Source organism: Streptomyces sp. NBC_00104 (assembly GCF_045160825.1).
Lineage (GTDB): Bacteria > Actinomycetota > Actinomycetes > Streptomycetales > Streptomycetaceae > Streptomyces.
The window spans coordinates 3070587-3094944 of the sequence record NZ_CP108215.1 but is presented as its reverse complement, the minus strand read 5'-3'; the positions used below and the strand labels follow the sequence as shown (position 1 = coordinate 3094944).

At 70.5% G+C, this 24358-nt stretch carries 19 protein-coding genes and 1 pseudogene; 15 read left to right on the top strand and 5 right to left on the bottom strand.

Translation table 11 applies throughout. The annotated features are described in order from the left end of the window. The first annotated feature begins 59 nt into the window (after window positions 1-59). Window positions 60-992: a LysR family transcriptional regulator gene (locus OG272_RS13405; RefSeq protein WP_405893393.1), complete on the top strand. Its 933-nt coding sequence runs from the start codon at window positions 60-62 to the stop codon at window positions 990-992. Here the strand turns inward: OG272_RS13405 and OG272_RS13400 are convergent. Both OG272_RS13400 and OG272_RS13395 read right to left on the bottom strand, forming a co-directional pair. After that, complete coding sequence (locus OG272_RS13400) at window positions 982-1845, bottom strand: phosphatase PAP2 family protein (RefSeq protein ID WP_327730090.1); 864 nt, start codon at window positions 1843-1845, stop codon at window positions 982-984. The two genes, OG272_RS13405 and OG272_RS13400, sit on opposite strands and share 11 nt — an antisense overlap. A gap of 132 nt (window positions 1846-1977) precedes the next feature. Then, window positions 1978-3012, bottom strand: coding sequence for a LacI family DNA-binding transcriptional regulator (locus OG272_RS13395; RefSeq protein ID WP_326583291.1), 1035 nt, complete (start codon window positions 3010-3012; stop codon window positions 1978-1980). A gap of 473 nt (window positions 3013-3485) precedes the next feature. Here OG272_RS13395 and OG272_RS13390 point away from each other — a divergent pair, with 473 nt between their 5' ends. From OG272_RS13390 to OG272_RS13345, 10 genes are all read left to right on the top strand, one after another. After that, the gene (locus OG272_RS13390; RefSeq protein ID WP_326583292.1) at window positions 3486-4757 is read left to right on the top strand and encodes an extracellular solute-binding protein; all 1272 of its coding nucleotides are present in this window, start codon (window positions 3486-3488) and stop codon (window positions 4755-4757) included. Window positions 4758-4868: 111 nt separating this feature from the next. Next, window positions 4869-5873 (top strand): carbohydrate ABC transporter permease, encoded by a 1005-nt coding sequence (locus OG272_RS13385; protein WP_405893390.1) that lies wholly within the window; start codon window positions 4869-4871, stop codon window positions 5871-5873. Between the two features lie 13 nt (window positions 5874-5886). Further along, a complete protein-coding gene (locus OG272_RS13380; protein ID WP_326583294.1) occupies window positions 5887-6801 on the top strand; it encodes an ABC transporter permease subunit in 915 nt (304 codons plus the stop codon). 194 nt (window positions 6802-6995) lie between these two features. Then, window positions 6996-8678, top strand: a complete 1683-nt coding sequence (locus OG272_RS13375; protein WP_328507399.1) for a glycoside hydrolase family 13 protein — start codon at window positions 6996-6998, stop codon at window positions 8676-8678. A gap of 218 nt (window positions 8679-8896) precedes the next feature. Then, window positions 8897-9163 carry a hypothetical protein gene (locus OG272_RS13370; RefSeq protein ID WP_326583296.1) on the top strand — a complete coding sequence of 89 codons (267 nt, stop codon included), beginning with the start codon at window positions 8897-8899 and terminating at the stop codon, window positions 9161-9163. Window positions 9164-9315: 152 nt separating this feature from the next. Then, window positions 9316-10290, top strand: coding sequence for a hypothetical protein (locus OG272_RS13365; protein WP_405893387.1), 975 nt, complete (start codon window positions 9316-9318; stop codon window positions 10288-10290). A gap of 39 nt (window positions 10291-10329) precedes the next feature. Further along, on the top strand, window positions 10330-10518 hold the full coding sequence (locus OG272_RS13360; protein ID WP_326583298.1) for a hypothetical protein: 189 nt from the start codon (window positions 10330-10332) through the stop codon (window positions 10516-10518). 64 nt (window positions 10519-10582) lie between these two features. After that, window positions 10583-10831 carry a hypothetical protein gene (locus tag OG272_RS13355; RefSeq protein WP_327730095.1) on the top strand — a complete coding sequence of 83 codons (249 nt, stop codon included), beginning with the start codon at window positions 10583-10585 and terminating at the stop codon, window positions 10829-10831. Continuing rightward, the gene (locus OG272_RS13350; protein WP_326583299.1) at window positions 10828-11055 is read left to right on the top strand and encodes a hypothetical protein; all 228 of its coding nucleotides are present in this window, start codon (window positions 10828-10830) and stop codon (window positions 11053-11055) included. Before OG272_RS13355 ends, OG272_RS13350 begins: the two co-directional genes overlap by 4 nt. 76 nt (window positions 11056-11131) lie before the next feature. Beyond that, complete coding sequence (locus OG272_RS13345; protein ID WP_327730097.1) at window positions 11132-12025, top strand: S8 family serine peptidase; 894 nt, start codon at window positions 11132-11134, stop codon at window positions 12023-12025. On the opposite strand, the pseudogene OG272_RS13340 reads toward OG272_RS13345, so the two are convergent. Beyond that, window positions 12022-12162, bottom strand: a pseudogene (locus tag OG272_RS13340) (DNA-binding response regulator); the annotation flags it as partial. The gene OG272_RS13345 and the pseudogene OG272_RS13340 overlap by 4 nt on opposite strands. Before the next feature lie 404 nt (window positions 12163-12566). On the opposite strand from OG272_RS13340, the gene OG272_RS13335 reads away from it, so the two are divergent. From OG272_RS13335 to OG272_RS13320, 4 genes are all read left to right on the top strand, one after another. Then, window positions 12567-13949 carry an alpha-amylase family protein gene (locus tag OG272_RS13335; RefSeq protein WP_328222828.1) on the top strand — a complete coding sequence of 461 codons (1383 nt, stop codon included), beginning with the start codon at window positions 12567-12569 and terminating at the stop codon, window positions 13947-13949. 162 nt (window positions 13950-14111) lie between these two features. Further along, window positions 14112-19547, top strand: a complete 5436-nt coding sequence (gene pulA / locus OG272_RS13330; protein ID WP_405893384.1) for a pullulanase-type alpha-1,6-glucosidase — start codon at window positions 14112-14114, stop codon at window positions 19545-19547. Window positions 19548-19618: 71 nt separating this feature from the next. Beyond that, window positions 19619-21226 (top strand): fused response regulator/phosphatase, encoded by a 1608-nt coding sequence (locus OG272_RS13325; RefSeq protein WP_326583304.1) that lies wholly within the window; start codon window positions 19619-19621, stop codon window positions 21224-21226. 45 nt (window positions 21227-21271) lie between these two features. Continuing rightward, window positions 21272-21628 carry an isomerase gene (locus OG272_RS13320; protein ID WP_326583305.1) on the top strand — a complete coding sequence of 119 codons (357 nt, stop codon included), beginning with the start codon at window positions 21272-21274 and terminating at the stop codon, window positions 21626-21628. Here the strand turns inward: OG272_RS13320 and OG272_RS13315 are convergent. Together OG272_RS13315 and OG272_RS13310 are read right to left on the bottom strand one after the other, a co-directional pair. After that, complete coding sequence (locus OG272_RS13315) at window positions 21625-22320, bottom strand: TetR/AcrR family transcriptional regulator (protein WP_328222826.1); 696 nt, start codon at window positions 22318-22320, stop codon at window positions 21625-21627. The two genes, OG272_RS13320 and OG272_RS13315, sit on opposite strands and share 4 nt — an antisense overlap. Before the next feature lie 71 nt (window positions 22321-22391). Beyond that, window positions 22392-24338 (bottom strand): hypothetical protein, encoded by a 1947-nt coding sequence (locus OG272_RS13310; protein ID WP_405893381.1) that lies wholly within the window; start codon window positions 24336-24338, stop codon window positions 22392-22394. Window positions 24339-24358 lie beyond the last annotated feature (20 nt).

The window sequence follows — 24358 nt, the reverse complement described above, 5'->3', positions numbered from 1 at the left end:
GGCACCAGGACACATAAGGACAAGCGAAGAATTGTGCACATACCTTTAAGCTGGTCTACATGCTCGATGGGCGGCGGATGCAGGTGCTCAGGACCGTGGTGACCAGTGGCTCGGTGACGGCGGCCGCGACCGCCCTCGGCTACACCCCGTCCGCGATCAGTCAGCAGGTCGCGGCGCTGGAGAAGGAGGCCGGGATCGCGCTGCTGGAGCGCGTCGGGCGCGGGGTGCGGCCCACGGCGGCCGGGCTGCTGCTCACCGAGTACGCCGGCACGATCGGCCGGCAGGTCGCGGAGGCGGAGACCGCGCTGGCCGACCTGCGGGCGGGACGCACGGGACGGCTCGCCGTGCGGTACTTCGCCACGGCCGGTGCCTCCCTGGTGGCTCCCGCCGTCGCCCGGCTGCGCGCCGAGCACCCCGGCGTCCGGATCGAGCTGGGGCTCATCGACCCCGACGACCCGCTCCCGGCCGTCAAGGAGGGTCGCGCGGACCTCGCGCTCGTCGTACGGCCGCGCGGGGCCGACCCCGAGGGCGTACGGCTGCTGCACCTGCTCGACGACACCTACTTCGCCGTACTGCCCGCCACGCACCCCCTCGCCGACCGGCCCGCCCTGCACCTGTCCGACCTCGCCGACGAGCCATGGGTCGGCAGCGAGTGGCCGGGGCCCTGCCTGGACGCCCAGCTGGAGGCGTGCGCCGAGGCCGGCTTCCGGCCCAGGTTCGTGGTGGAGAGCGAGGACTACACCACCGCACAGGGCTTCGTCGCCGCCGGGCTGGGCGTCGGCCTGATCCCCGGGCTCGGCCTGGGCAGCCGCCATCCGGACCTCGTCGTACGACGCCTCGCCGACCCGGAACCCCGGCGCTCCATCCACGTGGCCGTACGGGAGACGGCTCCACCGCAGCCGGCCCTGGGGACCTTCGTCAGGGCGCTGCGGGACGCCGCCCACGCCACGGGTCCGCGGCAGGCGGCACCCGACCGCGGCGCTACACCTTGACCGGCGCCGGCTCCGTCGGCCCGGCACTCCCCGCCACCTGGCGCGGCAGCGCGTACGGCAGGGTCCCGTACCAGAGCCGGGCCACCCCGAAGCCGAAGGCGAGGCACATCATGCCGCCCACCGCGTCCAGCCAGAAGTGGTTGGCGGTGGCGACGATCACGACGAGCGTCAGCGCGGGGTAGAGCAGGCCCAGCACCCGGACCCACGGCACCGACGCCAGCGCGAAGATCGTCAGGCCGCACCACAGCGACCAGCCGATGTGCATGGACGGCATCGCGGCGTACTGGTTCGACATGTTCTTCAGGTCGCCGGAGGCCATGGAGCCCCAGGTCTGGTGGACGACGACCGTGTCGATGAAGTGCTCGCCCGTCATCAGGCGGGGCGGGGCCAGCGGGTAGAAGTAGTAGCCGACGAGGGCCACGGCGGTGGTGGCGAAGAGCACCAGACGCGTCGCCGCGTAACGACCCGGGTGACTACGGTAGAGCCACACGAGGACACTGAGCGTGACGATGAAGTGCAGGGTCGCGTAGTAGTAGTTCATGCCGACGATCAGCCATGTCACCGAGTTCACGGAGTGGTTGATCGTCTCCTCGACCGCGATCCCGAGGTGGTGCTCCACCTTCCAGATCCAGTCGGCGTTGCTGAGCGCCTGCGTCCTCTGCTCGGGGACCGCGTTGCGGATCAGGGAGTACGTCCAGTAACTCACCGCGATCAGAAGGATCTCGAACCAGAAGCGCGGGCGTCGCGGAGCCCTCAGCCGGTGCAGCGCCCCCGGCTCCGGCCCGTCCGTGACGGAGCGCGGAGCGGCCTGCTCCCGGCCTTCCTCCAGTGTCGTCACGGTTGAGTCACCCATGGGCACAGAGTCTGCCAGATAAGCCGTTCCCCACCGATCATCCTCTGGTCGGGTTCATCACGCACGTTCGTCGGGGTACCACGGAGGGACATCTCCTACGCACGTATGGCATCGTTCCCCGTTCTCTCCGTCTCAGGTACGAGACCGGTCCCCAGGAGCCGAAGCGGTCGACCCCCGCACCACCAGCTCCGGCATGAACACGAACTCACTGTGCGGCGCCGGAGTCCCGCCGATCTCCTCCAGCAGCGTACGCACCGCCGCCTGCCCCATCGCCGGCACCGGCTTGCGGACCGTCGTCAGCGGGGGATCGGTGAAGGCGATCAGGGGGGAGTCGTCGAAGCCGACGACCGAGACGTCCTGCGGCACCTGAAGGCCCCGCTGCCGGGCCGCCCGGATCGCGCCCAGCGCCATCATGTCGCTCGCGCACACCACCGCCGTACAGTCCCGGTCGATGAGCGCCAGGGCCGCCGCCTGGCCGCCCTCCAGGGTGTACAGGGAGTGCTGGACGAACTCGGACTCCACGGCCGCGGCCGCCAGGCCCAACTGGTCCTGCATCGTCCGGACGAAGCCCTCGATCTTGCGCTGGACCGGCACGAAGCGCTTGGGGCCCAGGGCCAGACCTATCCGCGTGTGCCCCAGTGACACCAGGTGCGTCACCGCGAGGGCCATCGCCGCCCGGTCGTCCGGCGAGATGAAGGGGGCCTGCACCTTCGGAGAGAACCCGTCGACGAGGACGAACGGCACGCCCTGGGCGCGCAGTTGCTCGTAGCGCTGCATGTCGGCCGAGGTGTCGGCGTGCAGACCGGAGACGAAGATGATGCCGGCGACGCCCCGGTCGACGAGCATCTCCGTCAGCTCGTCCTCCGTCGATCCGCCGGGGGTCTGGGTGGCGAGGACCGGGGTGTAGCCCTGCCGGGTCAGCGCCTGGCCGATGACCTGGGCCAGGGCCGGGAATATGGGGTTCTCCAGCTCCGGGGTTATGAGGCCCACCAGGCCGGCGCTGCGCTGGCGCAGCCGTACGGGCCGCTCGTAGCCCAGGACGTCGAGGGCGGCCAGAACGGACTGGCGAGTGGTGGCGGCGACGCCCGGCTTCCCGTTCAGGACGCGGCTGACAGTCGCCTCGCTGACCCCCGCCTGGGCTGCGATGTCGGCAAGCCGTGTGGTCACAGCACTGGACTGTACCGGCCGGGCCTGCGCTTGCCCACCGGCCCGGCGCCGGGGGCGGGCGGGGGTGCGGCCCGCTGCGGGCTGCTGCGTCATCGCGGTCCCTCGTGATTCTCGTCGGTGTCCGTGGGGGCGCCCCTGCGCGGAAAGGGGTGGCTTCCGCAATCCGCAAGAGGCTGACGGAGTGATGATTGCCGTACGCGCGCGTCGTGGCAAGAGCTTGCAGAGTCTTTCATGGTCGCCCCGCACCTCGTTGAGCGGCCCGGATACCGGGTTTCGGGGTGGTCGAGAGCGGGTCACGGCGGAGTAACCATCACCGGTTCTTGCATTTTTTTGCAGCAAGGTCTTTCGTCCGGCTTACATCGCTGTTACGTTCGGCCACGCCCGGCGGCGGCAACGGCGCGCCGGCACTCGGCAGGGACGGCAGACGGGGCCTTCCCTCCCAGCACACGGGCTTTCACCCTCAAGGAGATCTCATGCGGCGTGGCATAGCGGCCACCGCGCTGGTGGCGTCGATCGCCCTCACGGCGACGGCCTGCGGCGGAAGCGACAGCGGCGACTCGGCCGACGGTCCGGTCACCATCACCTGGTGGGACACCTCCAACGCCACCAATGAGGCGCCGACGTACAAGGCCTTGGTCAAGGAGTTCGAGGCCGCCCACGAGGACATCAAGGTCAAGTACGTCAACGTGCCCTTCGACCAGGCGCAGAACAAGTTCGACACCGCCGCCGGTGCCACGGGCGCCCCGGACATCCTGCGCTCCGAGGTCGGCTGGACGCCCGCCTTCGCCAAGAAGGGCTTCTTCCTGCCGCTGGACGGCACCGAGGCCCTCAAGGACCAGGACGCGTTCCAGCCCAACCTGATCAAGCAGGCCCAGTACGACGGCAAGACCTACGGCGTCCCGTTCGTCACCGACACCCTCGCGCTGGTCTACAACAAGGACCTCTTCGAGAAGGCCGGCATCACCGAGGCCCCCAAGAGCTGGGACGACCTGAAGAAGGCCGCCGCCACCGTCAAGGACGAGACCGGCGTCGACGGCTACTGGGGCTCCACCCAGGCCTACTACGCCCAGTCCTTCCTGTACGGCGAGGGCAGCGACACCGTCGACGTCGCCGCCAAGAAGATCACCGTCGGCTCCGCCGAGGCCAAGAAGGCGTACGGCACCTGGCTGGACCTCTTCGACGGCAAGGGCCTGCACAAGGCGGACACCACCGCCGACGCCTACGCCCACATCCAGGACGCCTTCGTCAACGGCAAGGTCGCCTCGATCGTCCAGGGCCCGTGGGAGATCACGAACTTCTACAAGGGCTCGGCGTTCAAGGACAAGGCCAACCTGGGCATCGCCACCGTCCCGGCCGGCTCCACCGGCACGGCGGGCGCCCCGACCGGCGGCCACAACCTCTCCGTCTACGCCGGCTCGGACAAGGCGAAGCAGGAGGCGTCGCTGAAGTTCGTCAACTTCATGACCTCGGCGAAGTCCCAGGAGACCATCGCCCTGAAGAACTCCACGCTGCCCACCCGCGACGACGCCTACACCACCGAGGTCAAGGCCGACCCGGGCATCGCCGGCTACCAGACCGTGCTCGCCGCCGCCCAGCCGCGCCCCGAGCTGCCCGAGTACAGCTCCCTGTGGGGCCCGCTCGACACCGAGCTGCTCGCGATCGCCGGCGGCAAGAAGTCCCTCGACAAGGGCCTCGGCGACGCGGAGACCGCGATCGCCAAGCTGGTCCCGGACTACAGCAAGTGACCCCGAGTGGCCGCCGCGTCCCCACCCGCGTTCCACCGGGTGACGGACGCGGCGGTCACCGGCCTGTCCCCAGCCCAGCCCAGCCCCTGATCTTCCAGAAGGTGTCGAACGATGACAGTCGCCATCGACCGAGCGACCGGCAAGCGCCGAGGTGAACCGGGCGGGCGCCCGGGCAGGCTGACGCGTCTGAGGCAGTCGTACCAGCGGTACTGGTACGCGTACGCGATGATCGCCCCGGTGGTCGTCGTGCTCGGCGTCCTGGTGCTGTATCCGCTGGCGCGCGGCTTCTATCTCACCCTCACCAACGCCAACAGCCTCAACTCGGCGCGCACGATCGGCGTCAACCGCATCGAGGCCACCTACGAGTTCATCGGCTTCGACAACTACGCCGACATCCTGTGGGGCCCGACCGCGTACGACCGCTTCTGGTCGCACTTCGTCTGGACGATCGTCTGGACCGCCCTCTGCGTCGCCCTGCACTACGTCATCGGCCTCGGCCTCGCGCTGCTGCTCAACCAGAAGCTGCGCGGCCGCACCTTCTACCGGCTGATCCTGGTCCTGCCGTGGGCCGTGCCCACCTTCGTCACCGTCTTCGGCTGGCGCTTCATGCTCGCCGACGGCGGTGTCATCAACGCCTCCCTCGAAGCGCTGCACCTGCCGGCCCCGCTGTGGCTGGAGGACACCTTCTGGCAGCGGTTCGCCGCGATCATGGTCAACACCTGGTGCGGTGTGCCGTTCATGATGGTCTCGCTGCTCGGCGGACTCCAGTCCATCGACTCCTCTCTCTACGAGGCGGCCGAGATGGACGGCGCGAGCGCCTGGCAGCGTTTCCGCTACGTCACCCTGCCGGGCCTGAGGTCCGTCAGCTCCACCGTCGTACTCCTCGGCGTCATCTGGACCTTCAACCAGTTCGCCGTCATCTTCCTGCTGTTCGGCGACACCGCGCCCGAGGCGCAGATCCTCGTGACCTGGGCGTACTACCTCGGCTTCGGGCAGCAACCGCGTGACTTCGCGCAGTCGGCGGCCTACGGCATCCTGCTGCTGGCCATCCTGATCGTCTTCACCTCCTTCTACCGCCGCTGGCTGAACCGCGATGAGCAGCAGCTCGCGATCTGAGGCAGGAGCCCCCATGAGCACCACGACCGTCAAGACCACGGCTCCCGAGGACGGCGGGCCCCTCGCGCGGACCCCGTCGGCGCCCAGGACCCGGCGACGGGGCGAGAACAGCCTCGCCGGCTCCCTCGCCTCCCACGCGATCCTCGCCGTGGCGAGCCTGGTGGCGCTGTTCCCGATCGCCTGGCTGCTGTTCCTGTCCCTCGGCCCGGACAAGGACGATTACCTGCATCCCGAGCGCATCTTCGGCAAGATGACATTTGCCAACTACTCGTACGTGCTCCAGGAGACACCGTTCTTCGACTGGCTGGTCAGCACCCTCGTCGTCTCGCTCGGCACCACCGTCATAGGGGTGCTGATCGCGGCGACCACCGGCTACGCGGTCTCCCGCATGCGCTTCCCGGGCTATCGGAAGTTCATGTGGGTGCTCCTGGTCACGCAGATGTTCCCGGTAGCCGTACTGATGGTGCCGATGTACGAGATTTTGTCGGAACTGAAGCTCATCGACAGCTACCTTGGACTCATCCTCGTCTACTGCTCGACGGCCGTGCCGTACTGCGCCTGGCTGCTCAAGGGCTATTTCGACACGATCCCGTTCGAGATCGACGAGGCGGGACGCGTCGACGGGCTGACCCCCTTCGGCACGTTCGCACGGCTGATCCTGCCGCTCGCCAAGCCGGGCCTCGCGGTCGCCGCGTTCTACAGCTTCATCACCGCGTTCGGGGAGGTCGCCTTCGCCTCGACGTTCATGCTGTCCGACACGAAGTACACCTTCGCCGTCGGTCTGCAGAGCTTCGTCAGCGAACACGACGCCCAGCGCAACCTGATGGCCGCCACCGCGGTCCTGGTCGCGATCCCCGTCTCCGCGTTCTTCTACCTCGTGCAGAAGAACCTGGTGACCGGCCTGACCGCGGGCGGCACGAAGGGCTGACCGCCGGTTGAGCCGCGATGGGCCGTCGCTTGTCCGCGGCTCCCGTCGTGGCCGGTCGCACAGTTCCCCGCGCCCCCTCGGGGCGCGGGTGGCGGCCGCGGTGCCCATCCGACCCCGCTGACACCGCGGCCGCCTCTGTCACCCGTCCCGTATCTACCTCTGACCCGATGACTCCCTTACGCACCAAGGACGCCATGAGCCAGCAGCACTCCGCCGACACGGCCCCGACCTCCGCCGTCGCCACCGTCGCCCAGCGCAGCGACTGGTGGCGCGACGCGGTGATCTACCAGGTCTATCCGCGCAGCTTCGCCGACAGCAACGGCGACGGCATGGGCGACCTGGAGGGCGTACGTTCCCGACTCCCGTACCTGCGCGACCTCGGCATCGACGCCGTATGGCTCAGCCCCTTCTACGCCTCCCCCCAGGCCGACGCCGGTTACGACGTCGCCGACTACCGCGCCGTCGACCCCATGTTCGGCAATCTCCTCGACGCCGACGCGCTGATCCGCGACGCGCACGAGCTGGGCCTGCGGATCATCGTCGACCTGGTCCCCAACCACTCCTCCGACCAGCACGAGTGGTTCAGGCGGGCGGTGGCCGAAGGCGCGGGCTCGCCCCTGCGGGAGCGCTACCACTTCCGCCCCGGGAAGGGCGCGACCGGCGAACTCCCGCCCAACGACTGGGAGTCCATCTTCGGTGGCCCGGCGTGGACACGGGTCACGGAACCGGACGGCACCCCGGGCGAGTGGTATCTGCACCTCTTCGCCCCGGAGCAGCCCGACTTCAACTGGGACCACCCGGCGGTCGGCGACGAGTTCCGCTCCGTCCTCCGCTTCTGGCTCGACATGGGCGTGGACGGCTTCCGTATCGACGTCGCCCACGGCCTGGTGAAGGCGGACGGCCTCCCGGACCTGGGCGCCCACGACCAGGTGAAGCTGCTGGGCAACGATGTCATGCCGTTCTTCGACCAGGACGGCGTGCACGCGATCTACCGCGAGTGGCGCCGGGTCCTGGACGAGTACGCGGGTGACCGCATCTTCGTGGCGGAGGCCTGGACCCCGACCGTCGAGCGCACCGCGAACTACGTCCGCCCGGACGAGCTCCACCAGGCCTTCAACTTCCAGTACCTGGGCACGGACTGGGACGCGGCGGAGCTGAAGGCCGTCATCGACCGCACCCTGGACGCGATGCGCCCGGTGAACGCCCCCGCCACCTGGGTCCTGTCGAACCACGACGTGACCCGACACGCGACCCGCTTCGCGAACGAACCCGGCCTGGGCACGCAGATCCGGCTGGCGGGCGACCGCGAACTGGGGCTGCGTCGTGCCCGTGCGGCCTCCCTGCTGATGCTGGCGCTCCCGGGCTCGGCGTACGTCTACCAGGGCGAGGAACTGGGCCTCCCGGACGTCGTCGACCTTCCGGACGAGGTCCGCCAGGACCCGGCCTACTTCCGAGGCGCCGGCCAGGACGGCTTCCGCGACGGCTGCCGGGTCCCGATCCCGTGGACCCGCACAGGATCGTCGTACGGCTTCGGCGGGGGCGGCTCCTGGCTGCCGCAGCCCTCCGAGTGGGGCGACCTGAGCATCGAGGCCCAGACGGGGGCGGCGGACTCGACCCTGGAGCTCTACCGCACCGCCCTGTCCGTCCGCCGCGAGGAGCCCGGCCTCGGCGCGGGCGACTCGGTCGAGTGGCTGAAGGCCCCCACGGGTGTCCTCGCCTTCCGCCGAGGGGAGTTCGTGTGCGTGGCGAACACGACCGGCGAGGCCGTCACGATCCCCGCGTACGGCCGTGTCCTGGTCGCCAGCGCAGAGGTGACCGTGGCCGAGGACGAGGCGAAGCTGCCGGGGGACACGACCGTGTGGTGGACGACCGCCTGAGGAACCCGTAGGGACGCCGACCGCGGTGCGTCCGCCGTCGACTGGCAGGGCCCGCCGCCCGGTTCGGGGCGGCGGGCCCTGCCGGTCGACCTCCTGTACGCCTCGCCGCACCCCTGTCCGGTCAGCGTGCGACCGAGGCGCCTCAGGAGGACAGTGGAAAGGAGCGGGACGCGTCGGGGGCGCCGCAGCGAGAGCGTCAACACCGGGATGTGAGCGACATGGTTGACGGTGCAACGAGCAGCCGGAGTACGGCCGGGGAACCGGCGGCGGACGACTCCCGCGACTCCCGCCGTCAGGACGGGCCGCGCCACCGGGTCCGTCTCCCCGGCTTCGCGCGCGAAGGTCGCGAGGGTACGGAGGTCGGGCTGGGCGACGCCGTCGCCCGGGTGACCACGGCGGTGGGGATCCGGCCCTGCGGCGGCTGCGGACGCAGGGCCGAGGCACTGAACCGGTGGGCGACGATCGGCGGCGGACGGGACCGCTGAGGCACCGCGCACGGCGCGTGCACGCGTACGGCGCGTGCACGACCAGGCGGCCCCGCCGCGCCGCCGGCTCCGGGCCGAGAGTCCGACAGAGCGCCCGGTGCGCGACCCGCTCCGGGCCGAGAGCCCGACAGAGCGTGCGTGAGGAGTGACCTATGGACCCCGAGATCACCGACCCCGTCACCGTCATGGGTTCTCCGGCGGAGGCCGAGACGCGACCCGCACCGCCCGCGGCCACGCCGACGCTCGATCCCGAGACCTCCCTCCCCGCGCCCGTCGAGTCCACCGTCACGCAGGCCTGTTGCGGCTGTGCCGAGGCCGGCTCCCACGGCGGCGGGGGAACCGGCGGCGACACCGCCCCCGGCTACGTCTACGTCCTGGGCCGGGTGCACGCCGTGTTCCCCGATCTCTCCGTCCAGCACGAGTTCTTCCAGGTGGCGGACGCCGACGGGAGCCGCGACGCCACCGACGCCGACGCGTTCCACCGCGTCCTGTCCGCACCGGAGAACCGCTACATCGCCCGGCAGATGTGCTACGTCCTGTCCGTCCAGGGCATCGACACCTACATCCTGGAGCCCGCCGACGCCGCCGAACTGGACGACCTCGTGGAGGCCCTGCGCCCGGTCAGGGACAAGCGCGACCTCGCCGTGGTCGTCGGCACCCTCGGCCCGATCGTGCCGCCCGGCGCCTGCCAGGGACTGTCCGTCCCGCTCGTCCGCGTCGAGAAGATCTGGTCCTTCGACAGCAGGGAGCTGATCGAGGCGATCGACCGGCCCAGGGACACGTCCCGCAAGGAGTTCGAGAAGACCGCCAGAGACGTGCTCGACCGGGTGCTCCAGCTCAACAACAACGCGGGCCTCGACCCGACCCACCGGGCCCTGAACTTCCTGACGGTGCGGGAGCAGGAGATCTACCGCAAGACCAGCGAGATGCGTGACGGGGGCTACACCCTCTCCGGGGTGGAGGCCGGGCCCTCCCGGCTCGGCAGCGGCTCCCAGACGGTCATCACGGTCGTCCTCTCCTACACCCACCGCCAGACCAATGTCACCGAGAAGTGGTTCGTCCGGGTCGGTCTCGCCGGGCTCTTCCCCTTCAGAGTGACTCCGATCCAGCTCTACTACTCCCGGTGACCGACGGGAGACACGAGAGAGGAAAAGAGGCGAACGGACATGCGTATCCCCGGATTCGCCGTCGAGCCGGCGGCACGCGGAGCGAACGCCGGTGATCTGATCCTTCCTCAGCACTTCACGTGCGAGGAGGAACTGGCTCCGGTCTGCCGTCACCAGTGCCGGAGGGCCTACGACCCGCGTGCGTGCGTGCAGAAGTGCCTGACGAAGCTCTGCTCGGAGAAGTGGTGACCTCGCGACAGCCGCCCACCACGCGTCGTTCCGCCACATCCGACCATGGGCCAGGTGATGCGAGATGAACCTGCCAGGATTCACCCGGAGGCCCCCGCCCGCCGCGGCCGGTGACCGACCGATCCCCCAGCGGTTCGCCCGCGAGGAAGAGCATCCCGGTGATCTCGTCCACCTCCAGGAGATCACCTGCGAGAGGGTCGAAGGACCGCTCTGCCACTCGCGCTGCGAAGGGCTCGACCAGTTCGACGAGTGCTACGCCTCCTGTCTGGCGGACCGATGCCGGGACCCCGCCTGGTGGGGAGGCACACCATGACTCTCCCGGGATTCGCGCCGACAGCCCCGGTCCCGCCCGCCCGGCGGGACGAGGCCGGTGACCGGTTGCACCCGCAGCTGGACATGCACTGCGAGACGGCGTGCTCACACGCGTGTGCCGACGTGTGCCAGGACGTGCCCTCCTACGAAGCCGGTGACTGCCTGAACCGCTGCACGGAGAGCTGTCTCATCGACTGCCGTCCGCCCGAGTACCTGTCGCAGTAGTCCGGTCCACGGGTCCGCCCCGCAGGGCGGGGAGCCGGGCCGCTCCACCTCACGGCCGGGAAGGAGGGGCGTGCCCATGGACCCGTTCGACCTGGTCGGCCTCACACAGCTGAGGGCGCACACCTCCGGCCGGCCCTCGGTCGTCGTCGGCGTGATCGACGGCCGTGTCGCCGTGGACCACCCCGCCTTCGCGGGCCGGGCGGTCCGGGAACTGAGCCCGCCCGCCGGTACGGGAGGCTGCCGCCGCACCGACGTCTGCTGCGCCCACGGCACGGCGGTGGCCGGGATCATCGTCGCGGCCGGGGGCGTCTGCCCCCGTTGCACCCTGCTGTCCCGGCCCCTCTTCACGGACCGCCCGGCCGACGGCGGTCCCGCGACCTGTCTCTCCGGCGTACGGACCGGGGAACTGGCCAGGGCGCTCACGGAGATCGTCGACGCGGGTGCCCACGTCGTGAACCTGAGCATGGCCCAGCCCGCGCCCTCCGGCGTCCGCGACCACGCCCTGGAGGCGGCCCTCGACCACGCCGTCGACCGGGGTGTGATCCTCGTGGTCGCCGCCGGGAACCAGGGCCGGATGGGCTCCTCCGTCCTCACCGACCACCCGTGGGCCATCCCGGTGACCGCCTACGACCGCGCCGGGCGGCCCATGCCCCAGTCGAACCTGGGTACGTCCATCGGCCGCCACGGAGTGGGCGCCCCCGGCGACCGCGTCCCCGGCCCCGGACCCGACGCCCGCCCTTTCCTCCTGAGCGGTACGAGCGCCGCGGCGCCCTTCGTCACAGGTACGGTTGCCCTCCTCCTCTCGGCCTTCCCGCACGCCACCCCGGCGGCCGTGCGCTACGCGGTCACCCACGGCCCCGGCCGACGGAGTTCGGTGACCCCTCCGTTGCTGGACGCGTGGGCCGCGTACACCGCACTCCGTGACTCGGGTGGCGTTCGGAAAAGGGCGCTGGGAAGTCGCCGGTCCTAGGGGTGCCTTCCCAGGCCCAGCTCACCCGCGCGCACCCCGGCCTGGAACCGCGACCCGGCGTCGAGGGCGTCGAGCAGTTCGGCGACCCTGCGGCGGTGGGTGCGCAGGGACATGCCGAGTTCCCGTGCGGCGGCGGGGAGGGCGGTGGCGGCGATCCGCGCCCGCGCGCCCGCGCGCCCGCGCGCCCGCGCGCCCGCGCGCCCGCGCGCCCGCGCGCCCGCGCGCCCGCGCGCCCGCGCGCCCGCGCGCCCGCGTCGGCGAGTCGCCGCCGGGTCGGTCACCCTCACCCGAGAGGATCTCGCCGACCTCTCCTGACGTCGTCCCGCCCCAACAGCCCACCCCGTGAAGAGATTTCGGGTGCGTGAAGAAGGTGTGTCCGGAGGGTTGACCATGCGTCAAGTGGACTCGTACCTTCCTGTCTGCTGAAAGTTTTCAGCCATCTTGCAGCAAGAAACAGCAAAGGATCTTGCGTGGATCGCGTCGGGTCCCCAGGCCCTTCGACTGATCCTTCGGACCCCTTCAACGGAGAAGGACCCCACACATGGCCAGCAGAACCCTCTCCGGTGCGCTCGCTCTCGCGGCGGGCGCGTCGATCGCGCTCGCGGTGCCCGCCGGGAACGCGTACGCGTCGCCGCCCGGGACCAAGGACGTGACCGCCGTCCTGTTCGAGTGGAGCTTCGCCTCCGTCGCCAAGGAGTGCGCCAGCACCCTCGGGCCGAACGGGTACGGATACGTCCAGGTCTCGCCGCCCGCCGAGCACATACAGGGCTCGCAGTGGTGGACGTCGTACCAGCCGGTGAGTTACCGGATCGCGGGGCGGCTCGGTGATGCCACCGCGTTCAAGAGCATGGTCGACACCTGCCACGCGGCCGGCGTCAAGGTCGTCGTCGACACGGTCGTCAACCACATGTCGGCGGGGAGCGGCACGGGAACCGGCGGTTCGTCGTACACGAAGTACAACTACCCCGGCCTCTACTCCTCCTTCGACTTCGACGACTGCACCGCCACCATCAGCGACTACACCAACCGCGCCAACGTCCAGAACTGCGAGCTCGTCACCCTCGCCGACCTGGACACCGGTGAGGACTACGTCCGGTCAGCCGTCGCCGGATACATGAACAGCCTGCTCGGGTACGGCGTCGACGGGTTCCGGATCGACGCAGCCAAGCACATCCCCGCCGCCGACCTCGCCAACATCAGGTCCCGGCTGAGCAACACGTCCGTGTACTGGAAGCAGGAGGCCATCTACGGCTCCGGGGAGGCCGTCCAGCCGAGCGAGTACACGGGGAACGGGGATGTCCAGGAGTTCCGGTACGCCTTCGACCTCAAGCGGGTCTTCAACAACGAGAACCTCGCCTACCTCAAGAACTACGGCGAGGGCTGGGGGTACATGAGCAGCTCGGTCGCCGGGGTCTTCGTCGACAACCACGACACCGAGCGCAACGGCTCCACGCTCAGCTACAAGGACAACGCCACCTACACGATGGCCAACGTCTTCATGCTGGCCTACCCGTACGGGGCGCCCGACATCAACTCCGGCTACGAGTTCTCCTCCACCGACGCCGGGCCGCCCAACGGCGGTACGGTCAACGCCTGTTGGCAGGACGGCTGGAAGTGCCAGCACGCCTGGCCGGAGATCATGCGCATGGTGCCCTTCCGCAACGCCACCCGCGGTGAGGCCGTCACCAACTGGTGGGACAACGGGGGCGACGCGATCGCCTTCGGCCGGGGCACCAAGGGCTTCGTCGCCATCAACCACGAGTCGGGCAGCCTGAGCCGCACGTACCAGACCTCCCTCGCGGCCGGCACGTACTGCAACGTGCAGAACAACACGACGGTGACCGTCAACGGCTCCGGCCAGTTCACCGCGACCCTCGGCTCCAACACCGCCCTGGCGATCTACGCCGGCAAGACCAGCTGCTGAGCCACCGCCCGGCGCGTGGTCGCGCGCCGGGCACCTCGCCTCGACCCGCGCTACCTGAAAGCAGTTTCCGTTACTTTCAAGCCTCTTGCTGAAAAGCTTTCGGCGGCGATACGGTCGCGCGGAGTCGGACCCACCAGAGCCGTCATCGCAAGGAGTCCATCCGTGATACCGAGATGGCCGACGCCGTCGAGGCGCCGTACCGCCCACGCCCAACGGGCCGCAGTGGTCGGCGCGGTCACCGTGACCGCGCTGACCGCAGCGCTCGTCCAGCCCCTCGCGGCCGGGGCCGCGACCCCGCCCGCACCGCCGTCCGACGCGAAGCTGGCGAAGAGCGCCGCCCGTCACGACCTCACCCGCGAGCAGTTCTACTTCGTCCTGCCGGATCGTTTCGCCAACGGTGACAAGGCGAACGACGAGGGCGGTCTGACCGGTTCACGCCTCGCCACCGGCTACGACCCCACCGACAAGGGCTTCTACCAGGGCGGCGACCTCAAGGGCCTGACCGAGCGGCTCGACTACATCAAGGGCCTGGGCACGACCTCCATCTGGATGGCGCCCATCTTCAAGAACCAGCCCGTCCAGGGCACCGGCGAGAACGCCTCCGCCGGCTACCACGGGTACTGGATCACCGACTTCACCCAGGTCGACCCGCACTTCGGCACCAACAAGGACCTGGAGACGCTGATCTCCAAGGCCCACGCCAAGGGCATGAAGGTCTTCTTCGACGTCATCACCAACCACACCGCCGATGTCGTCGACTACGAGCAGAAGTCGTACGACTACCTCTCCAAGGGTGCCTTCCCCTATCTGACGAAGGACGGCGAGCCCTTCGACGACGCCGACTACGAGGACGGGAAGAAGGACTTTCCGTCCGTCGACCGGGACTCCTTCCCCCGGACCCCCGTCGTCCCGGCCGCCAAGAAGAACGCCAAGGTTCCCTCCTGGCTCAACGACCCGACGATGTACCACAACCGGGGCGACTCCACCTGGGCCGGCGAGTCCGCGACCTACGGCGACTTCGTCGGGCTGGACGATCTGTGGACCGAACGTCCCGAGGTCGTCTCCGGCATGGAGAAGATCTACGAGAAGTGGGTGAAGGACTTCGACATCGACGGCTTCCGGATCGACACCGTGAAGCACGTCAACACGGAGTTCTGGACCCAGTGGGCGACCGCGCTCGACGCGTACGCGGCGAAGAAGGGGCGCGACGACTTCTTCATGTTCGGCGAGGTCTACTCCGCCGACACGTCGGTGACCTCCCCGTACGTCACCCAGGGCCGCCTCGACTCCACGCTCGACTTCCCCTTCCAGGACGCGGCACGCTCGTACGCCTCCCAGGGCGGCAGTGCGCGGAAGCTGGCCTCGGTCTTCGGGGACGACTACAAGTACACGACCGACAAGGCCAATGCGTACGAGCAGGTCACCTTCCTCGGCAACCATGACATGGGCCGCATCGGGACCTTCCTCGAACAGGACAACCCGAAGGCGGACGACGCCGAACTGCTCGCCAAGGACAGGCTCGCCAACGAGCTGATGTTCCTCAGCCGTGGCAACCCGGTCGTCTACTACGGCGACGAGCAGGGCTTCACCGGCGCGGGCGGTGACAAGGACTCCCGCCAGACCATGTTCGCCTCGAAGACCGCCGACTACCTGGACGACGACCAGCTCGGCACGGACCGCACCCACGCCTCGGACGCGTACGACACGAGAGCACCGCTCTACAAGCAGATCAGTGCTCTCGCCAAGCTCCGCAAGGCCAACCCGGCCCTCGCCGACGGCGTCCAGACCGAGCGCTACGCGGCCGACGGGGCGGGCGTCTACGCCTTCTCCCGCACGGACACCGAGACGGGTACCGAGTACGTCGTCGCCTTCAACAACGCGGGCGAGGCCAAGACGGCGAACTTCGCGACCGGCTCGGCCCGCATGGCCTTCAAGGGCATCCACGGGACCGACGCCAAGGTGACGAGCGACGCCGACCGCAAGGTCACCGTCACCGTTCCGGCCGGGTCGGCGATCGTCCTCAAGGCCGCCGGCCCGCTCGCGAAGCCCGCCACCGCGCCGTCCCTCACCCTCAGGGCCCCGGCCGCAGGCGCCACCGGCACGGTGGAGATCAGCGCCGATGTCGACGGGGGACAGCTCAACCGCGTCGTCTTCGCCGCGCAGGTCGGCAACGGCACGTGGAAGACGCTGGGTTCCGCGGACCATGCCCCGTACCAGGTCACCCAGACCATCGGGGAGGAGGTTCCGGCGGGAACCGCACTGCGGTACAAGGCAGTGGTGATCGACCGGACCGGACGAACGGCGAGCGCCACCGCCGCCTCCACCACGGGCACCCCGCCCGCCCCCGAGGTCCCCACCGCCTCCTCGCGCGACTACGCGATCGTCCACTACAAGCGCGCCGACGGCGACTACACCGACTGGCGGCTGTACGCCTGGGGTGACATCGCCGACGGCGAGGGGACCACCTGGCCGGACGGCCACGACTTCGTCGGGCGGGACGCGTACGGCGCCTTCGCCTACGTCAAGCTCAAGCCCGGTGCCTCGAACGTCAGTTATCTCGTCATCGACAAGGACGGCACCAAGGACGTCTCCGCCGACCGCTCGATCGACGTCACGAAGACGGGCGAGATCTGGGTCGAGCAGGGCAAGGAGGCCGTACTCACGGAGAGGCCCACGGCCGACTATCCGCAGCAGGACACGTCCAAGGCCGTCCTGCACTACCACCGCGCCGACGGGAACCACGACGGCTGGGGCCTGCACGTCTGGTCCGGCGCCGCGAACCCCACGGACTGGTCGAAGCCCCTGGAACCGGTGCGGACCGACGCCTACGGCGCCGTCTTCGAGGTGCCCCTCACCGACGGGGCCACCAGCCTCAGTTACATCATCCACAAGGGCGACGAGAAGGACCTCTCCACCGACCAGGCGCTCGACCTCAAGGCCGCCGGCCATGAGGTGTGGCTGCTGAACGGGCAGGAGAAGTACCTGCTCCCGCAGCCCGCGGGCAGCGCGGCCGCCTTCGACCTGACCACCTCCAAGGCCGTCTGGATCGACCGGAACACCCTCGCCTGGAACGGAAACGACACCGCCGCCTCCACCCAGCTGCTGTACTCGCGCACCGGCTCCATCACGGCGAAGGACGGCGCGCTGACCAGCACCGACGAGCGGTGGCTGCGGCTGACCAAGTCGGCGCTCACCGACGCCCAGAAGGCGAAGTTCCCGCATCTGAAGGCGTACACGGCCTGGACCGTCGACCCGCGTGACCGCGACCGGGTCCGTGAGGCCCTGCGCGGCCAGCTCGTCGCCTCCCAGCGGGCTGCCAACGGGGCCGTGCTCGCGGCGACGGGCGTGCAGATCGCCGGGGTGCTCGACGACCTGTACGGCGCGAGCGCGGCGGACGCCGACCTCGGCCCGACCTTCGGCAAGGGCCGTACGACGCTCGCCGTCTGGGCGCCCACCGCGCAGAAGGTCTCCCTCGACCTCGACGGCAGGACGCTCCCCATGAAGCGGGACGACGCCACCGGCGTCTGGTCCGTCACCGGACCGAAGTCCTGGAAGAACAAGCCCTACCGGTACGTGGTGAAGGTGTGGGCGCCCAGCGTCCGCGAGGTCGTCACCAACAAGGTCACCGACCCGTACTCCGTCGCCCTCACCGCCGACTCCGAGCGCAGCCTCGTCGTCGACCTGGAGGACAAGGCGCTCGCCCCGGCCGGCTGGTCGTCGTACACCAAGCCCGAGGCCGTACCGCTGAAGGACGCGCAGATCCAGGAGCTGCACGTCCGGGACTTCTCCATCGACGACCGGACGGTGCCCGTGCAGGACAAGGGCACCTACCTCGCCTTCACCGACAAGGGCGGCGACGGCTCGAAGCACCTGCGGGAGCTGGCGAAGGCGGGCACGTCGTACGTGCACCTCCTCCCCGTCGCCGACATCGCCACCATCCCCGAGAGGAAGGCGGACCAGACGAGCGTCGACTGCGACCTCGGCTCGTACGCCGCCGACTCCGACCAGCAGCAGGAGTGCGTGGCGAAGGCCGCGGCGAAGGACGGGTTCAACTGGGGCTACGACCCGTACCACTACACCGTCCCGGAGGGCTCGTACGCGACCGACCCGGACGGGCCCCGGCGCACGGTCGAGTTCCGGAAGATGGTGAAGGCGCTCAACGGCGACGGCCTCGGCGTGGTGCTGGACGTGGTCTACAACCACACCCCCGCGAGCGGACAGGCCGACAAGAGCGTCCTCGACAAGGTGGTCCCCGGCTACTACCACCGGCTCCTCGCCGACGGTTCGGTCGCCACCTCCACCTGCTGCGCCAACACCGCGCCCGAGAACACGATGATGGGCAAGCTCGTCGTCGACTCGATCGTCACCTGGGCCAGGGAGTACAAGGTCGACGGGTTCCGCTTCGACCTCATGGGGCACCACCCGAAGGCCAACATCCTGGTGGTCAGGAAGGCCCTCGACGCGCTGACCCTCAAGAAGGACGGCGTCGACGGGAAGAGGATCATCCTCTACGGGGAGGGCTGGAACTTCGGCGAGGTCGCCGACGACGCGCGCTTCACCCAGGCCACGCAGAAGAACATGGCAGGGACGGGCATCGCGACCTTCTCGGACCGGGCCCGTGACGCGGTGCGCGGCGGCGGCCCCTTCGACGAGGACCCGGGCGTCCAGGGCTTCGCCTCCGGTCTCTACACCGACCCCAACTCATCGGAGGGCAACGGGACGTCGGCCGAGCAGAAGGCACGGCTGCTGCACTACCAGGACCTCGTCAAGGTGGGGCTGAGCGGCAACCTCGCGAACTACCGGTTCACCGACACCGACGGCAAGGAGGTCAAGGGCTCGGAGGTCGACTACAACGGAGTCGCCGCCGGATACGCGGACGCCCCCGGCGACGCCCTCGCCTACGTGGACGCGCACGACAACGAATCCCTGTTCGACGCGCTGGCCTTCAAACTGCCGAAGGCGACGAGCGCTTCCGACCGGGCCCGCATGCAGGTCCTCGCCATGGCGACCGCGGCCCTCTCACAGGGCCCGGCGCTCTCGCAGGCGGGCACCGACCTGCTGCGTTCCAAGTCGCTCGACCGGAACTCCTACGACAGCGGCGACTGGTTCAACGCGATCCACTGGGACTGCGGGGACGGCGGCAACGGCTTCGGGCGCGGACTGCCCCTCGCGGCCGACAACCAGTCCAAGTGGCCTTACGCCAAGCCCCTGTTGACCTCCGTCGGGGTCGGCTGCGAGCAGATCGAGGGGGCCTCGGCCGCGTACCGGGACCTGCTGAGGATCCGTACGACGGAGGACGTGTTCTCCCTCGGCACGGCGGGGCAGGTGCAGTCGAAGCTGTCCTTCCCGCTGTCGGGGAAGGACGAGACACCGGGCGTGATCACCATGGAACTCGGCGACCTCGTCGTCGTCTTCAACGCCACCCCGGAGAAGCGGAAGCAGACCGTGGACGACCTGGCCGGGACGGGATACGCACTGCACCGGGTACAGGCGGCGGGTGCGGACTCTACCGTTCGGACCTCGTCGTACGAAGCGGAATCGGGGACGTTCGTCGTTCCGGGGCGGACCGTGGCGGTATTCGCACGATCCGCCCGATAGAGCGCTAGTTTGGGTGGTGCAGGTGGAGAGGGGACGGCCTGCACCACCCGGACGAGAGCCTCATGAGCCTGATGGCCGACGAAGCAAACAGCACGGTGCTGGTGGTCGACGACGCGGCCGCCAGCAGGTACGCGATGGGCGCGGTGCTGCGCCGGGCCGGGCACAGCGTGCTCCCCGTCGCCAGCGCCGGCGAGGCGCTCGCCGAACTCGACCTGCGGCTCCGCTCGGGAGCCCTGCCCGACGTGGCCCTCGTCGACGTCGGCCTCCCCGACATGAGCGGCTTCGAACTCTGCCGCCGGCTCAAGGCCCAGCCCCCGATGGCGGCCCTTCCCGTCGTCCACTTCTCCGCCGCCTCCGTCGCCCCCAGCGACCGCTGCCGGGGACTGGACGCCGGCGGCGAGGCCTATCTGACGGTCCCCGCCGAGCCGGAGGAGATCCAGGCGGTCGTCCGCGCCGCCGTCCGCGGCGCCCGCATGCGCAACGGCGCCGAGGCCCTCGTACGACGGCTCACCCTGCTGTCCGAGACCATCGTCGACGTCCAGGCCGCCCGCACCCTGGAGGAGCTGGCCGGAGCCGCCGCCGAAGGAGCCGCCCGGCTCACCCGGTCGCCCGCCGCCGTGTTCGTGCTCGGCGAGGACGGCCACCTCTACCGCGGCACCTCCCGGGCCCGGGCCCGCACCACCCTCCCCGACGCCGGCGCGCACGACGCCGTGGCCCGGCTCATCCGCCGCGTCACCGACGGCGACCCCGGACCGCACGACACCGTCGTCCCCGCGCCCCTGTGGCCCCCGGGCTTCTTCCGGCCCGGCGTCACCGAGGACGCCCGGCTGGTCCTGGCCCGCACCGAGAGCGGTACGCCCGTCTGCGTCGCGACCCCCGTGCGCGGCACCCGCGGTGCGGCATCCGACACCACGGGCCTGGTCGCCCGCCTCGCCCAGGCCACCGCGCTGGCCGCGCAGCCCCTCCTGATGTACCAGGTCGAGCGCCATGTCGCGCTCACCCTCCAGCACAGCTTCCTGCCCAAGCGGGTGCCCGAGTTCCCCGGCCTCGACGTGGTCGTCCGGTACGTCCCCGCGTCCCGCCAGACCGAGATCGGCGGCGACTTCTACGCGGCCCTGTCCACCTCCGGCGGTGTCCTCACCGCCGTCGGCGACGTCGTCGGGCACTCGCTGGACGCGGCCACCGTGATGGTCGAGATCCGGCACGCCCTGCGCGCCTACTGCGTGGAACAGTCCGACCCCGCGGCGCTCGCCCAGCGGCTCGACCGGATGCTCCAGCACCACCACCCCGACGTCACCGCCACGGTCTGTCTCGCCCTCGTCGATCCGGGCAGCGGACGCGTACGGATCGCCAACGCGGGCCACATCCCGCCGCTGATCGTCCGCGACCGCGGTGAGGCCGAGTACGTGAAGGCCGCCGGGCCGCTCCTCGGGCTCGGCCTGGAACGGCCCGAGCCCACGGAGACGGTGCTGTGGCCGACGGACCGGCTGCTCATGGTCACGGACGGGCTGGTGGAGACCAGGGGAATCGATCTGTCGCTCTCCATGGAACAGCTGCGGGCCGCCGCGGCGGACGCTCCGCCCGGCACGGTCGCGCTGTGCGACACGTTGCTGCACTGTTTCGGGCGGGACCGGGAGGACGACATCGCGATGCTGGCGTTGCGCCTGCGGCTAGGCTGACCGGGTTGCCTTGTCGTCGTCGACCTTTTTGTAGAGGGGCGCCCCATGCCGCAGATCACCGTGGACTACTCCGCCGTGCTCTCCGAGAAATTCGACCGGCCCGCCTTCGCCACGGCCCTGCACGAGGAGGTCGTGCGGACCGCCGCCGCGAAGCCGGAGGCATGCAAGACGCAGTTCCGGGCGACCGAGGACACGGTGGTCGGTCCCGACCTGAGCGGGCACGCCATCGTGCATGTCACGTTGGGCTTGCTCGCGGGGCGGACCGACGAGACGAAGGTGGCGTTGACGGAGAACGTGCTGGAGCTGCTCCGGGAGTACGTGAAGCCTTCGGAGGGGCTGGCGTTCCACGCGTCGGCGGAAGTGCGGGACCTTGATCCCTCGTACCGGAAGTTCGAGATCTAGCCGCGCCCCAAGGTCACCAGGAGTCCCGCCAGATCGCTGAACGGGCCGTTCGCCGGCTCCTCGGCCAGCATGCCGCGGAGCAGGTCCGCCATCTCCTCGTCCTGGGCCGCGCTCACCGCCGCCAGGGCCGCGAAGTCGTGGACGAGCTGGATCTCCAGCTCGCGCCTCGGGATGCGGCGGCCGTCCAGCCAGACGAGGGCCGTGGACTCGGCGAGGGAGATCCAGGAACGGACGACGAGTTCGAGGCGGGCCGGTGGGGCGTCGTCGACGTCGAGGTGCGAAAGGATCTGGACATAGGCGGCCTGGCGCACGCCGTCGATGAGGGCGTTGGTGCGGGACGAACCGACGGCCGGGCCGCCACGCATCAGGGCGGAGAAACCGGGGCCGTGCGCGTCGACGAAGTCGAAGAAGCGGTGCGTGATGCGGAGCAGCCGGGCGCCGAACGGACCCTCGCGGGATTCCGCGAAACGGCTCGCGAGATCATCGGCGGCCCGCGTCAACGCGGCCTCATACAGGCTGAGTTTGCCCGGGAAGTAGTGGTAGACGAGCGGGCGTGAGATGCCCGCCGCCGACGCTATCTCGTCGATGGAGACCTCGTCGGGCGAGCGCCGGCTGAACAGGTCGAGGGCCACCCCGATCAACTGCTGCCGCCGCTCCTCCACACCCATCCTGCGGCGCGCACCGGTTCGCATACGAACACCTTACCGATTGATTCCAGCCTGCCATGGGCTGGATCGCGTGGAGGTGTTCGATGCGCGAGCGGTCACCGGGCCGACTGAAGTCCGTGGATCTCCCGGCCGTTCGCCAGCGTGCCCTTCAACTCGGCCTGTACGCCTTCCTCGACCGGTACGGCCAGGAGGTTGCCCGGGGCCGAACCGCTCGCCCCGCCGCTCAGTTCGACGGAGACCGTGTCCTTGCCACCGGCGGCGAGCAGGTACGAGTCGCCGGTCGCGGACTTCCAGGGACCGGCGGCCAGGACGTGCGGGTCGGCCGGGCCACAGGCGGGGACCTCGTCGGCGGCGGCCGTGATGTACGCGCCGGCCGAGGTGGTGAACTGGGTCAGTGCCCGGGTTCCCGCGCCCCGCCAGGTCTCGGTCCGGGTGCACACCCAGTCGGCCGTGCCGCTTCCGTCGGGCAGCGGCTGACGGGCGAACCGCCAGGCGTTCACGGTCCGCACCCCCTGCGACCGGACGGCGGCCAGGGAACAGGCGAAGGGCGCCCAGGTCGCGGGGGCGGCGGAAGCGTCACGCGCGGGCCCGGCCGTCGGGCGGCCGACCGTGAGCTGCGCGGGGGTCACCTCGGACAGATCGGTCAGCAACCGCGTACCGCCCCGGGCATCGGTCAGTTGCAGCACGTCCCACGACCGGCACTCCCCGGTACGCACCGCCGGACTCGCGAACGGCGCCGTCGTCCCGTCCTTCGTCAGTTCCAGCTTCCGCACCTCGGCGTCGGCCTTCGCCAGATCCCGTACGGCCGCCTCGCGCACCCAGGGCGCCGTCAGATAGCGGACGTTGCCGTCGGCCCGGCCCAGCACCAGGGCGCTCGCGCCGGCGCCGGTCGCCCCGTCGGCCCGGGTCAGGTCGAGGGCGGCCGTGCCCGGGTCGTCGAGGGGCTCGGCGTAACGGGCGATGCGCAGACCGTCGTGCAGCATGACGACCCGGAGGTTGTCGACCTCGCCCGCGTACAGCAGTTGCGGCGGGCCGGGCGGGGGACCCGCCTGGGTGCCGAGGGTGACCGCGACCTGGGCGGACTCACCGGGGCGGGCCCAGACCGCGAGGGCGCGCCGCAGCAGGGCCTTGTCCTCGACGAGATCGCCGCGCGCGGGCCAGGTGGTGAAGTCGGTCCGCCCCGTCGCCTGCCACGCCGTGGCCGCCGCCGTCGTCAACCTGCCCGGATCGAGGGCGGCCTGGGCCGCCGGGTTCCGCGCGTACGGGGGTGCCGCCGCGCTGTCGGGGCCCCACCCCTGCCCGGGCAGCCCGAGGAGCGCCCCGCACACGACCACGGCCGCCGTGGCGGCCAGCGCGGCCTTCAGGTGCTGGCGGCGCCGCATCAGATCGGTGGGGCGGGCGTGCAGGGAACAGGGGTCGTACTCGGGGGAGGACAGCAGCGGGTACTGCCGCGCCGACACGGAGTCGGCCTCCGTCAGCGCCGCGGCCGGACTGCCGACCCCGGCCTCGTCGAGGAGCGTCCGGATCACCGGGTCGGGGAGCTTCTCCAGGCCGCGCAGGACGTAGGCCGCGCGGGCCGGGGAGCTGAGGGCCGACAACCGCTGGTCCAGGGCCAGTTCGTCGGCGCCGCCCGAGCGGGGGAAGAGCCGCAGACCCCACACCCGCGGAAGCAGCGGCGGCAACTGGGACCGCTTCGGCCACGCCCTGCGCCGCAGCGGGAGGCCCGCCTCCAGGGCGGTACGGACGACTTGGAGCCGTACGTAGGCGTACCCCGGGTTGCGCTCCCGTCCCGCCACCGTCCCCGTCGCCTGCGCCGGGATCAGCGATGCCGACCTGCGCCGCCTCGGCAGCGCCCGCTGGGTCAACGCGTGTGCCGTCAGCACGCGACGATTACGGCCGAGGCCGGGCGGCAACGTCAGGTAGGCGAGCCGCACCAGACGGGGGTAGTGCTCGACGAGCGCGGCCTCCGCCTGCTCGACGTCCACGACCGACTCCTGAGCGCGGGAAGACGCGGGGCGCGGGGCGACATCCTGTGACTGCACGTTCAACAGAACGAGCGAAT

What these genes read in the sequence shown, in the direction of transcription:
- OG272_RS13350 (WP_326583299.1), top strand. Translation starts at nt 10,828, where the DNA reads ATGACTCTCCCGGGATTCGCGCCGACAGCCCCGGTCCCGCCCGCCCGG.
- OG272_RS13385 (WP_405893390.1), top strand. Translation starts at nt 4,869, where the DNA reads ATGACAGTCGCCATCGACCGAGCGACCGGCAAGCGCCGAGGTGAACCG.
- OG272_RS13325 (WP_326583304.1), top strand. Translation starts at nt 19,619, where the DNA reads ATGGCCGACGAAGCAAACAGCACGGTGCTGGTGGTCGACGACGCGGCC.
- OG272_RS13360 (WP_326583298.1), top strand. Translation starts at nt 10,330, where the DNA reads ATGCGTATCCCCGGATTCGCCGTCGAGCCGGCGGCACGCGGAGCGAAC.
- OG272_RS13390 (WP_326583292.1), top strand. Translation starts at nt 3,486, where the DNA reads ATGCGGCGTGGCATAGCGGCCACCGCGCTGGTGGCGTCGATCGCCCTC.
- OG272_RS13335 (WP_328222828.1), top strand. Translation starts at nt 12,567, where the DNA reads ATGGCCAGCAGAACCCTCTCCGGTGCGCTCGCTCTCGCGGCGGGCGCG.
- OG272_RS13345 (WP_327730097.1), top strand. Translation starts at nt 11,132, where the DNA reads ATGGACCCGTTCGACCTGGTCGGCCTCACACAGCTGAGGGCGCACACC.
- OG272_RS13375 (WP_328507399.1), top strand. Translation starts at nt 6,996, where the DNA reads ATGAGCCAGCAGCACTCCGCCGACACGGCCCCGACCTCCGCCGTCGCC.
- OG272_RS13320 (WP_326583305.1), top strand. Translation starts at nt 21,272, where the DNA reads ATGCCGCAGATCACCGTGGACTACTCCGCCGTGCTCTCCGAGAAATTC.
- OG272_RS13355 (WP_327730095.1), top strand. Translation starts at nt 10,583, where the DNA reads ATGAACCTGCCAGGATTCACCCGGAGGCCCCCGCCCGCCGCGGCCGGT.
- OG272_RS13370 (WP_326583296.1), top strand. Translation starts at nt 8,897, where the DNA reads ATGGTTGACGGTGCAACGAGCAGCCGGAGTACGGCCGGGGAACCGGCG.
- OG272_RS13380 (WP_326583294.1), top strand. Translation starts at nt 5,887, where the DNA reads ATGAGCACCACGACCGTCAAGACCACGGCTCCCGAGGACGGCGGGCCC.
- OG272_RS13400 (WP_327730090.1), bottom strand. Translation starts at nt 1,845, where the DNA reads ATGGGTGACTCAACCGTGACGACACTGGAGGAAGGCCGGGAGCAGGCC.
- OG272_RS13405 (WP_405893393.1), top strand. Translation starts at nt 60, where the DNA reads ATGCTCGATGGGCGGCGGATGCAGGTGCTCAGGACCGTGGTGACCAGT.
- OG272_RS13315 (WP_328222826.1), bottom strand. Translation starts at nt 22,320, where the DNA reads ATGCGAACCGGTGCGCGCCGCAGGATGGGTGTGGAGGAGCGGCGGCAG.
- OG272_RS13365 (WP_405893387.1), top strand. Translation starts at nt 9,316, where the DNA reads ATGGACCCCGAGATCACCGACCCCGTCACCGTCATGGGTTCTCCGGCG.